At 58.7% G+C, this 10684-nt stretch carries 11 protein-coding genes, 7 tRNA genes and 2 pseudogenes; 7 read left to right on the top strand and 13 right to left on the bottom strand.

Annotated elements, in window-relative coordinates; translation table 11 throughout:
• The 7 genes from HP499_RS14985 to HP499_RS14955 form a co-directional block, all read right to left on the bottom strand.
• A partial coding sequence (locus HP499_RS14985) for an amino acid permease (protein WP_172324968.1) occupies positions 1–346 on the bottom strand: 346 nt, incomplete at its 3' end.
• A gap of 178 nt (positions 347–524) precedes the next feature.
• Positions 525–600 (bottom strand) — tRNA-Gly (locus tag HP499_RS14980).
• 57 nt (positions 601–657) lie between these two features.
• A tRNA-Val gene (locus HP499_RS14975) sits at positions 658–732 on the bottom strand.
• A gap of 24 nt (positions 733–756) precedes the next feature.
• Positions 757–829, bottom strand: a tRNA-Gly gene (locus HP499_RS14970).
• Between the two features lie 57 nt (positions 830–886).
• A tRNA-Val gene (locus tag HP499_RS14965) sits at positions 887–961 on the bottom strand.
• Positions 962–1000: 39 nt separating this feature from the next.
• Positions 1001–1071, bottom strand: a tRNA-Cys gene (locus tag HP499_RS14960).
• Positions 1072–1117: 46 nt separating this feature from the next.
• Positions 1118–1190, bottom strand: a tRNA-Gly gene (locus tag HP499_RS14955).
• Between the two features lie 249 nt (positions 1191–1439).
• Between HP499_RS14955 and HP499_RS14950 the strand changes: the two genes are divergently transcribed.
• A tRNA-Val gene (locus HP499_RS14950) sits at positions 1440–1514 on the top strand.
• Positions 1515–1759: 245 nt separating this feature from the next.
• Here the strand turns inward: HP499_RS14950 and HP499_RS14945 are convergent.
• The gene (locus tag HP499_RS14945) at positions 1760–2398 is read right to left on the bottom strand and encodes a hypothetical protein (protein ID WP_172324966.1); all 639 of its coding nucleotides are present in this window, start codon (positions 2396–2398) and stop codon (positions 1760–1762) included.
• A gap of 78 nt (positions 2399–2476) precedes the next feature.
• Positions 2477–3160, bottom strand: a complete 684-nt coding sequence (locus HP499_RS14940) for a DUF3060 domain-containing protein (RefSeq protein ID WP_172324963.1) — start codon at positions 3158–3160, stop codon at positions 2477–2479.
• Between the two features lie 153 nt (positions 3161–3313).
• Here HP499_RS14940 and HP499_RS14935 point away from each other — a divergent pair, with 153 nt between their 5' ends.
• From HP499_RS14935 to HP499_RS14925, 3 genes are all read left to right on the top strand, one after another.
• Positions 3314–4510, top strand: coding sequence for a sensor histidine kinase (locus HP499_RS14935; RefSeq protein ID WP_172324961.1), 1197 nt, complete (start codon positions 3314–3316; stop codon positions 4508–4510).
• Positions 4507–5133: a response regulator transcription factor gene (locus HP499_RS14930; protein ID WP_172324959.1), complete on the top strand. Its 627-nt coding sequence runs from the start codon at positions 4507–4509 to the stop codon at positions 5131–5133. Before HP499_RS14935 ends, HP499_RS14930 begins: the two co-directional genes overlap by 4 nt.
• 533 nt (positions 5134–5666) lie before the next feature.
• Entirely contained in the window at positions 5667–7457 is a 1791-nt protein-coding gene (locus HP499_RS14925) for a hypothetical protein (protein WP_172324958.1), read from the top strand.
• Between the two features lie 153 nt (positions 7458–7610).
• On the opposite strand, the gene HP499_RS14920 is transcribed toward HP499_RS14925, so the two are convergent.
• From HP499_RS14920 to HP499_RS25205, 3 genes are all read right to left on the bottom strand, one after another.
• Positions 7611–7832 (bottom strand): hypothetical protein, encoded by a 222-nt coding sequence (locus HP499_RS14920; RefSeq protein ID WP_172324956.1) that lies wholly within the window; start codon positions 7830–7832, stop codon positions 7611–7613.
• A gap of 16 nt (positions 7833–7848) precedes the next feature.
• Positions 7849–8259 carry a response regulator transcription factor gene (locus HP499_RS14915; protein WP_172324954.1) on the bottom strand — a complete coding sequence of 137 codons (411 nt, stop codon included), beginning with the start codon at positions 8257–8259 and terminating at the stop codon, positions 7849–7851.
• 280 nt (positions 8260–8539) lie between these two features.
• Positions 8540–8698, bottom strand: a complete 159-nt coding sequence (locus HP499_RS25205; protein WP_253951609.1) for a hypothetical protein — start codon at positions 8696–8698, stop codon at positions 8540–8542.
• A gap of 6 nt (positions 8699–8704) precedes the next feature.
• Between HP499_RS25205 and HP499_RS25575 the strand changes: the two are divergent.
• Positions 8705–9265 (top strand): annotated as a pseudogene (locus tag HP499_RS25575) (RNA polymerase sigma factor); the annotation flags it as partial.
• A 41-nt stretch (positions 9266–9306) separates the two neighbouring features.
• Here HP499_RS25575 and HP499_RS25200 read toward each other — a convergent pair.
• Positions 9307–9897 (bottom strand): hypothetical protein, encoded by a 591-nt coding sequence (locus HP499_RS25200; protein WP_253951608.1) that lies wholly within the window; start codon positions 9895–9897, stop codon positions 9307–9309.
• Between the two features lie 94 nt (positions 9898–9991).
• Between HP499_RS25200 and HP499_RS25195 the strand changes: the two genes are divergently transcribed.
• Together HP499_RS25195 and HP499_RS25190 are read left to right on the top strand one after the other, a co-directional pair.
• A complete protein-coding gene (locus HP499_RS25195) occupies positions 9992–10294 on the top strand; it encodes a hypothetical protein (RefSeq protein ID WP_253951607.1) in 303 nt (100 codons plus the stop codon).
• Between the two features lie 302 nt (positions 10295–10596).
• Positions 10597–10684: pseudogene (locus tag HP499_RS25190) on the top strand (cytochrome); the annotation flags it as partial.

The raw sequence follows: 10684 nt of genomic DNA, 5'->3' as shown, positions 1-10684 counted from the left end.
AACCGATGATTTCGCCAAGGGCCACGTAGCCGTAGGTGTAGGCCGAGCCGGCGCGGGGGATCATTCCAGCGAACTCGGCATACGAAAGCGCGGCTGCGCCGGAAGCCAGGCCGGCGATCAGGAAGGAAATCAGTACCGCAGGACCTACTCCGGGGGTACCTTCGCTGCCATGGGCTACAAGGCCGGCCAGGGAGAAAATCCCGACGCCGATGATTCCGCCAACGCCGATGGCTGTTAGTTGCCAGAGGCCAAGACTCTTGAATAGTCCGCTGTGTTTGTTTTCCTCCTCGATGTCGTCGATCGGCTTGCGCCTGAGGACGGACTTGGAAGCCGTCTGTTGATTCATGGGGGTACTCCTGCCAGTTGGCGTGGAACGGTGATGAGCTCGCAGTACATTATGCGAGCCGAATCACATTAGATAAAGCGAATTCTTCTGAGGGGTATCAGTTAGTTGACGTAATGAATCGATGGATTGGAGAAATTGGGCACAAAAAAAGCAGCTCCGGGGAGCTGCTTTTTTATCCTGGAGCGGACGACGAGATTCGAACTCGCGACATCCACCTTGGCAAGGTGGTGCTCTACCAGCTGAGCTACGTCCGCACATGTTGGGTGCAAGGATGAATCCTGGCCTTCAACAACAAACAAGTTGCCTTGTTCTGGTGGGCGATACTGGGATCGAACCAGTGACCTCTTCCGTGTCAGGGAAGCGCGCTACCGCTGCGCCAATCGCCCGTTTCCGGGTCCTTCTCAAAGGAGAGCGGACGACGAGATTCGAACTCGCGACATCCACCTTGGCAAGGTGGTGCTCTACCAGCTGAGCTACGTCCGCACATGTTGTCTGCCAGGATGATTCCTGGCCTTCAACAACAAACAAGTTGCCTTGTTCTGGTGGGCGATACTGGGATCGAACCAGTGACCTCTTCCGTGTCAGGGAAGCGCGCTACCGCTGCGCCAATCGCCCATGCATCCAGCCGACAGCTGGAAGACATGGTTTTCACCGAGGTGGGTACGGGATTCGAACCCGTGTATACGGCTTTGCAGGCCGCTGCCTCGCCTCTCGGCCAACCCACCGTGTAAGCAGGATTCCGGGGAATTCTTGCCTTGACAGTGCCTTGCGAGCGGACGACGAGATTCGAACTCGCGACATCCACCTTGGCAAGGTGGTGCTCTACCAGCTGAGCTACGTCCGCAGTGTCGTTTCGACGGCCAGCCCTGCAGGCTTTCCGTCGCTTTCCGACGAGTAAAAACTCTATAGGAGGTTGTTGCAAACTCCAAATCGGGCGCTGATTTTTGCTTTCGGAGACGGCTGGATCCTTGTCTTTCCGCGGTCTGCGGGGAGTTTCACGAGTGTAATTCCACCCGTGTAGTTCGTTGCCGGCGCGGAGGAGCTGATCGGTTTTGCATTCAGGCCGTGGTCGGTTAGTGTTTTCTATGCACCCGGGCGATTGGCGCAGTGGTAGCGCGCTTCGTTCACACCGAAGAGGTCACTGGTTCGAACCCAGTATCGCCCACCAACAGAAACCCCCGGAATTCCGGGGGTTTCTTGGTTTCCGGGCTATCCACTGCTCTGCGGATCAGCAACGTAACGGCTTTTGCCCGAGGCTGAGCTGTGGCGGTTCATCGGCTCGGGGGTTTTGATTCCGGGGACAGCCGCAGCGTGTACTTCAATCTGGCGCTATTGAATATCGCCATCGAGTCAGCGGCTGGAGAGCAGCCGTGAGCCTGTGGCCCCCGACCCGACCGAGTATGGACACCAGGGTCAGGAAACTTGGGCATCACCGAAGACGAGGTAGCCTTGCTCGGAGTATGAGCACTCGCCTGTGCCTTTTGAGACACTGAAAGTCAGCCTTTGGCCTCCTGTGAGAACAACTTGCAGAGGCGCGCCGCCGTCGCTGTCGATTTGAAGGCGGCTGATGAGTGCGTCGTCGACATAGACATCAACAATGGCTTTGATTCCTGCGGGGGTGCCCGTGCGAAGACCCACTTGGGCTTTCAGGATGCTGAATGCCCCATCAAGTTGGTACCTTGTCTCGTCGGCTGTTCCCTCGCAACCCATGAACTGGGATGTTGAATTGGCGTAAAGGGTACCCGATGCATCACCTTCGAGGACTGCAGTGGTTTCGCCCACAGGCCTTGTGGATTCGTGCTTGAGGGCGTACAGCCACTGGCCGCCATTCGGCAACGAACTCAGTGCACCCTGTGTCTCGGGTGGCGTGATGGTCTTTGCCGGTGGCGGTGCGGACGTCCCGGCTGTTTCGGTTTTCTCTGAGGCTGCAGGCCCCGAACTCGTGGGGCTGGATTTTGGGCCTGCCGGGCTGCCTCCCGCGCCGCATGCTGCCAGGGCGAAAGTTATGGATACCGCCAGGGCAATAATGGCTGGACCTTTGGTCTTCTTCAAGGTGGTTCTCCTTCTTGTAGCGGGAATTCCAATAAGCACTGTGATAGCGCTGGTGTTTTGTCTGCGGGCAGGCGGCAGCTAATGAGGGCTTACGCTGTTCCCAATACCTGTAACCGAAGTGATGGGGGCGCCACCGGCGTAGCGAGCCGAGTTCGAGGTACCGCTGACATTGGCATTCTTCAGCGGGCCGGTTTTGACCCCGTTGCCTTGGCCTTCCATGGTCAGCACACCTGTGCTGCGGTTGTGCATCGAATTGGGCCCCGAGAGGATGGTCACGTTCTCAAACGTGCCTCCGGTCAGGAAGTTTCCGACACCGTCGATGTGAATGCTTGCGGCATCGGAGGCCTGAACCGTATTTGAGTTCCCCATGACGCTGATTGAGGTGCAGACACCGGAAATCTTTACAGTATTTCCTGTTCCTTCGACAACAACGTCGCCACCTGAACAGTGCAATTCGGCGGTGACAATCTCGCCTGTGACCGTGTGGGTTGTTCCACTGGACACCTGTAGCGCTGCTGGTCCCGCGGTGGGGATGATGACCTCTGGTTCGGGACTGGAGTTGGCCGCGGCGGAAGCTGGTGGCGTGGGTTCCACGGGGCCTGATGAATCCAGTTGGGGTGAGGGGCTGACAGGCGCGTCCGCTGCGGCTGCTCCGAGCGGCGCGCCGCCGGCTCCGCATGCAGAAAGAGCAACGGCTGCTCCTGCGTTGGCCAGGACTAATGGCAAGGCCAGCAAGATTCTTCGGTAACCGAATCGTTCCATGATTGCTTATTCCTTGATCTATTCCGTTGGGCCGCACCTTTAGTGTTGTGAGGTAACCATCGCAGTTCCGGCCAGTGCTGTCATGTCGGGAAAAGTGCTGTCAGCAGAACTGCCGACAGCATGCGGGGACGGCCATGGGTAGCATTGCGTTCCATGGACAAAACCGGGGAAGAGATCCTTGCAGCGGCGAGGGATGCAATGATGCGGAACCGGAAGTTCCTGATACAGGGTATTGCTGTCCTGCGGTTAGCTCAGCTATTGCTGTGGCCGGCATGCATTTTGCTCGGACTGACTGCCGGCATTGAAAACCAGACTTTGGCAACGGTCACTATGGTTCTTCAAACCCTTTGGTCGTTGATCTGGGTGACTATCGTGCTCAGCCGCAATGACATTCCGGTATGGTCACTGTGGGCCGACGTTTCCATTAATGCCTGTGCTGCCGTCGCTGCAGGACTGGCATGTTATTCCTGGGACGCTTTGAGCTGGTCAAATTCCGCGGTTCCATTGGCGCTGGGAAGCATGCTTTCGGTGGCGCTATTGTTTCCGGTGCGGCAGGTTCTCCTGGCCTGGTTGATGCTGTCAGCCGGTATTGGTGCAGGCGCCTCCGTTGCCATGTCGCAACATCCCGCAGTGGTGGCAAACTATTTTTCCACCCTGGTCATGCTTCTTGTCCTGGCCGCCGTGGGAGCACTAATGGGACACCGGATGCGCGTATTGCGGGCGAGTACCGGCCACGCCGCACAGGCATTGGAGGAAGCTACTATGTGGCGCCGCTCAGCGGAGGCGCAAGGCAGCGAACGGACCAGGCAATACCGAACGTTGCACGACACTGTTCTTTCTACCCTCAGCGCACTTGCCCGGGGTAGTCTCGATGCTTCGGACCCTCTGGTCCAACGTCGCTGCGCAGCTGACGCGGAGTATCTGCGCTCGATCATCTCCTCGGCGGACCGGTCAGCAGTAAACAGGCTCCAAGGCGAACTTGCGGCTCTCGGCCGGGAACAAGCGGTACTCGGCCTGAGGGTCCACCACCAGGTTGCCGACATGCCGGCAACCGTCCCCGATGAGGTTGTCGCGACGATTCGGGATGCCAGCCGGGAGGCGTTGAACAACGTCCTGAAGCATTCCGGACAGAGCCAGGCGTGGGTCACAGGGCGAGGCGATCCGGCCGGAAATGGCGGAGTCACAGTCACCGTGACGGATCGTGGGCGGGGATTCGACATGGGCACAAACTCACCCGGACTTGGACTGAGCGGTTCGATTATTGCAAGAATGTCGGAAATTGGGGGTAGCGCGGTCGTTGAGAGCCAAGCCGGGCAAGGGACCAGCGTGGAATTGAGGTGGCCGGCATGAGCGGTGTTGTCCGGATTGGCGCGATTGATGATGACAGGATGCTCCTGCAGGGCCTTGCGTCGTGGCTGAAACCTTTGAAGGATGTACTGCTGGTCAGGATGGCGTCCACCGTGGCCGAGTATCTTCAGGAAAAGGTGGTCGTTGATGTCATATTGCTGGATCTGAATCTTCGGGATGGGAGCAATCCCGGCAACAATGTTCGGGAGTTACTCCAAACCGGAGCGGCGATTCTGGTGGTTTCAACCATTCCTGATCAGGAACACGTGCTGGCAACCATTGAAGCGGGTGCTTCCGGTTACATCACCAAGGACAATGACTTGCCCAACCTGGTTGACTTCATCCGGGCGGCGGCCCAAGGCGACCTCGCAGTCAGCCCGGAACTGGCTTTCCTGCTCAGCACCGACGCGCGGCCGCAGCGGCCCCGACTTTCTGCCCAGGAATCCACGGTGCTTCGTATTTACGCCTCCGGCGCCACTCTGGCCGCGACGGCCCGCCAAGCGGGCGTGGCCTATGGAACGGCCAGGGAATACCTGGAACGTGTCAAACGCAAGTACACCGACGCTGGATGGCCGACGAGGACAAAACTTGAGCTTCGCGAACGGCTTCGGGAAGAAGACCTCTGACGAATCATGGGGCGCCGGGGCAGGCGAACGCGTCACTGATGCTGCCGCAGGCCTTCATGCATTAATTAGCCGCAGCTTGATCGATCTTCAGCTCTGCTTCGTCACGTGCAGCCAGGCATCAAGGATTCGCTGAGCATCTGATTCAGGGCCAGTGACTTTCTGCGGTGGTGGAGCCCTAGGTGTGGCCGTGCATCGGGGCGGGGGGTAGATCCTGAGGCAGTCTTTAGCGGGTAGTTCAAGCTGGTGCCAAAAGAAAATGGCTGAAGCCGCGGACCCAGAGCTGCTACCCCTATGGGTCACCCCGCGCATTGCGGCAGTCTTCGTGACTTTTTGGGTTTGTGTCCTTTGGCGGGACGGGCAGAAGTACGACCGATTCGTTCAAGGTCCTTTCGACAGAACGGTCGTGAACCACGTCACGATCGGCCTTGGTGCGCCACTGAAAGATAAAAGGCAGGCAACTAATCGACGTGGATCACAGGCTCTCATCTGGGAGAAGGCTTCCGTCACTGCGCATGCCGAGAAGCGGAGAGACTGTGGAATCGACGATTGGAAGACGTTCTCTGATGGCCGGCGGTGGGCTTGCTTTGGTTGCTGGAGCAGCTTTCGCGGGAACAGCGCCCGCTGCTGCTGCTACTGCTGTGACGAAGAACGCCAAACGGGTCTACTACGCTTCGGACTTTGGAATCCTTCCCCGCGCGACAATGCCGATCATTACCGTGGACCTCTCGGAAACCGATCGCAGAAGATACAGCAGGGGGATGCAGGGGAAGCCCAATGTCCAGGCGGTCGGAGCGCCCCTCGACACTGTGGCCATTGACCAGTCGGATGAGATTAATGCGTTTCTCCAGCAGGTCGCGACTCTGGGTGGGGGCATTGCCATTTTCGAGGGCGACGTGAATCAACTCGTTGGTTATGGCGTGAAGAAGCCCATAGTTATGTTGTCGGAGGTTGCAATATGGGGGTTGGGGTGGAACAAAACTACTTTCATGTTGATGGACGGCGCCAACTGTTCTGTCTTTGTCAATAAACCGGGAAGCAACTACCACGATGTTCGCGATCTGAGGATTAACGGCAACCGTTGGGGGCAGAGTTTCCCGGAGGCATTGAATTTTTCGGGACTTGGTGTTGACCTGTTGAGCCCTAGGGACCCCGGAAACCTGGCCAACCGTCATCCGGCAAATCCTGACAACTGGCAGTACAACTCGCACGGAATACTGATGGTCCCCGACTACACTGCGCCTAACGCGTCCCCGTATGGGGATACGTACTCCAGCTTTGAGAACATCTTTATCGTGAACCCTTATGGCAGTGCCGCCATGACCAACAAGGTCGGCGGTGAAATACGTTTTCGTAACGTCGTGTCCCAGAATGCCGGCGGCAACGGGTTCACCGTGGGTTATGACACCTACTTGAGTGAAGTAACCGTAGCCAATTCCGAGTACCACGGATTTCTGCAACAGAACGGCTCGACTCGATTCACCAACACGAAGGCCTTCTGGTGCGGCCAGGTGCTTGATCGGTGGCAGATCGGCGGGGGCGGGGTGAAGGTGCGGCGAGCTTCGATTGGCTACAAGATCATCGGTGGTTGCTGCGAATTCTCGTCGACGGAAGCCCAGAACTGCGGAGGCGAAGGTTTTTGGCTTGAGGACGCAGAAAGCGTCAACGGCCAGATCGCGTCGGTTGCCAACAACATGATCGCTGACATAGCCAAGATCTCCAATCCGGATGGATGGGGCCCGGTTCCGAACAACTTTGCCAACGACGCCGCGTGGAACGGCGGTGCTGCTTCGGCGAAACCAACTCCGGCGGACCATCCTGCCGTGAGGTTGGTGGGGAAGTCCAAGTACAACAATCTCTCTGTCACCTCGCGAACTGCGGGTCAACAGGCTGGAGTGGGTTTGGGCCAACAGGCTTATGCGTTGAGTGTCGATGCCCTGTCCGGGACGATGGATAACAACATTTCCGTGACGCACTCCGATGGTTACGATGGGAAGCGTGTACAGGGAATTCTGACGCCAGACACGCCCCATAGTGCCATTCCGCAGAATTGGATTCTGGCCAATGGCAAACCGCTGGGCGACGCGGTGCGCAAGGCGCCGCTGACCATCAATGAGATTGATGCCGCTGGCACGTACATCATGATGGGCCCGAGTTATACCTACAACCCTTTCCCCGGCGGAATAGTCAGGCTTACATGTGTTGAACTTGACAACGTATTTGCTGTGGAAGCAGATCGTCTCGATGCTGCCGGCGCGCCGTTCACGAACATCAAATACAACGACGGGCTTGGCTGGCGGGGTTGGGTTCAGCGGAGTCGGGCGTGAGCTTTTCTCTCGGCAATCGTCGTGGGGTCCCTGCGGAGTGCTTTCCACTAGCCGGCGCGAGGTCCTCAGAAGCGGGATATGAAACTCGTGCCATCCAGTGATCGTGGCGCTCGGAAAAGATCTACGCCAAGTCGAACCTCCTCGCTGCGCTTCTCACTCGCTGCGCTTCTCAGGAGCTAAGGCATCCCCGCGGGCTTGTGCTATCAGCTCCTGGCGAGCCAAGACGGCGGCCATGTCCTGCACGGTCTCGTAGCGATCCACCTCGAAGAGGGTTGGCACAGGCAGGACACGCGAGGCAACAAGCCCGGAATCGACGCCCAATTCTCGTTGGAGTACTTCCCGAGGGAGCACTCCAGTGCGCGTACCGGGAATCACTCGCCCGGCATGTCCTTCAGGACTGGCTGCACGGATTCGGCTGGACGGTGCTCGAGGCTGTGTGCTGGGGACTCAGTTGCAGTGCGATTTCGCGTAGTTGGCGGGGACGGAAGGGCTTAATGAGGTATGCCGTGGCTCCGGAGGCGATGGCGTGTAGTTCATCATCCAGTTCAGCGAAAGCTGTGATCATCAATATCGGGGCCTGTGAAACGGCGGCAATCAGGCGTGCAGCCTCGCGGCCATCCATATCAGGGAGACCCACATCAAGAGTGATGAGGTCCGGGTTGAGTCGTTCGGCTTCGACCACCCCGTCATGCCCTGTTTCGCAGGCGTGGACCTCGAAGCCGGCGTCAGTGAGGATCAGCGCTATGAGGTCGCGGATATCAGCATCGTCCTCAATGACTACGCAGGTCTTTGGTGAATTCACGGAGGTCCCCTTTCGGGACAAGCTTACGTGCGGGACGGCTCGGTACACCTGTGGCTCGCGGGAGTTGCTACTTCCGGTTCCCGTCTCTATCAGTCGCTGCTCCGACTCAGCAAAGGGAAGGAAACTTCGACTCGCTATTTTCTTGACGGAGTGACCCCTCTAGTCTGGGTGATGGAGCACGGTCCCTGGACATGGCGACCGCGCGAGGGCTGCAGCAGCGTGGCTCTCCCGTCCCGGAAATTGTTTTTGCTCCGGGTATCCGTTCATCTTGTCGTGTCCGTCAGTAGGCAGCGCCATGGGGGCGGATCCAAGACCGGGTATTGGGCGGCACGGTAGTGCTGGTGTGGACCTGGCGGGAGCGGACGTCAGCGATGAACAACTCGTTGAGCAAGTGCGCTCCGGTGACACCGTGGCCTTTGATGCTCTCTATGGACGACACCGCGTCATGGCGAGGCACGTCGCCGCTGCCCAAGTGGATAACCGTGCTGATGTTGATGATGTTGTAGCAGACGTTTTTGCATCAGTGCTGGAATCGCTGACCCAGGGTAAGGGGCCGGATACCTTCTTCCGCGCCTATTTACTGACAGCGGTCCGTAGAACGGCTTACAGGGCCAACCGTTCGGGTTCACGAACGCGGCCCACTGATGAGTCCTATCTTCTGGATAGTGCGCATTACCATCAGGATTCGGTCCTGGCTGAGTTCGAAACAGCGGCAGTGGCCCAAGCTTTCAAGTCCTTGCCGGAACGGTGGCAGGCCGTTTTATGGTACGTCGATATTGAAGGCATGAAACCCAGGGCGGCATCGCCGATGCTCGGGCTCAGCCCAAACGGCGTTTCCGCTCTTGCCCTGCGGGCAAGAGAAGGATTGCGTCAGGCCTACCTGCAGAATCATGTCGCAACCTCTGTAGGAGAGGACTGTGAGGAGTACTCTTCCCAGCTCGGAGTGTATTCCCGCAAGGGACTCAGCCCACGATCCGAGCGGAAGGTTCAGGCCCATTTGGAGGGGTGCTCAAAGTGTACGGCCCTGTTGCTGGACCTCCACGATGTTCAATCGGCGATGAGGTCTGTGCTGTTCCCCTTGATGACAGGAATGGCCTTCAGTTCCGCGATTCCAGCCTTGGCATCAGCCTCCGGTATTGCTGGTGTGACTTCCAAAGCTGGTGCGGCCTTAAGCGGGACGGCTCTGCCCGTGAAGGTGGCTGTTGGAGTGCTGGTGGCGGCCGGCGTGAGCTCTATAGCAATCGCAGCCATGGGCGCTGCCGGCATGTTTGCGGCGGAGACCCAAACGGCCCAGACGGTGCCGTCCCGGAAAGTGCCGGGACCAGTCGCAACCCCAACACTGGGCCCAACGGCCATCCCCGGCCAAGGGGGCCCACCACATCCAGGAGTGACCGGCACGGTCCCGGCACTTCCTTCGATCTGGGTGGTATTCCGACCACAGCCCACTCCCTCCGGCCCTGCTCTGCCAGGAACCCTCTTGCCCGAGGACCCGCCGTCCTTGCCGCGGGTCCTTCCGAGCATTGCCCCTTCGTCGTCGTCGTCGATACCGCCTCTTCTTCCGGCGCCGCCATCACCTGCACCGTCCCCGTCCGCCACCCCCGGTGTGACGACGTCGGGCAGTCCAACGTCGTCGCCCACGTCCACGCCCCCTTCTCCAACCCCGACCCCAACGAATTCGACGCCGGATGTAGCGGCCGACTTTTCGGCCGAACCAGGCACCACGGCTTCCGACGTGAACGTGAAAATCGTCTTCCGTCTGGGCGAGGAGAGGATGCCTGCATCTGCTGAGGTGACCTTCAGCCTGTCTGAGGGAGCCGGAATGATCCCGGGGAAGGTGATTGAGCCATCCGGCTGGGACTGTAAGAAGGAAGGCGATGACATTCCAGCGTTACAGTGCAGCAGCACGGCGGTGGACCCGGGAGCGCTCGAGTTCCGTTTAGGAGTGACGCGCAGCGACCCGAACAAAGAAACGACGATGACTTACATTTTCAGCGGTAGTGGGATGACGTCCACGACGTTCGTGAACACCTTCTGATCCAAGGCTTGCATCCCGAAGCTGATCCGGGTTCGTTGCCGGAGGCCGTGCTCTTCAGTACCTCGGTGCAATCCAGCGAGGATTTTCCGTCACGAAACCCTTCTTCAGGGCACTTCGTCAACGTGCACGCTGATCATGAACCCCAAAGGCCCCAAATCATGCCTGGCCCCAAGTTACCTTGCAAAGAACTGGCGGAGACGGCTCCGATCCTTGCGGGGAAGCTGGCCCGCCTGTCCCAGGAGCAACTCGCAATGATCTTCCCGGTGGAGAATTCTGTCGGTCCTGTATGACACAGTCTTTATATGACTGCTCCACTGCTCGCCCATGCTACTGAATACGGCCGGATGTATGCCCGCTCCACCACGGAGCAATTTTCGGTGCCTTCCATCA

Source organism: Paenarthrobacter sp. CM16 (assembly GCF_013179505.1).
Classification (GTDB): Bacteria; Actinomycetota; Actinomycetes; order Actinomycetales; family Micrococcaceae; genus Arthrobacter.
Note: the sequence above shows the minus strand (reverse complement) of the source record. Positions and strands in the feature narration are given on the sequence as shown.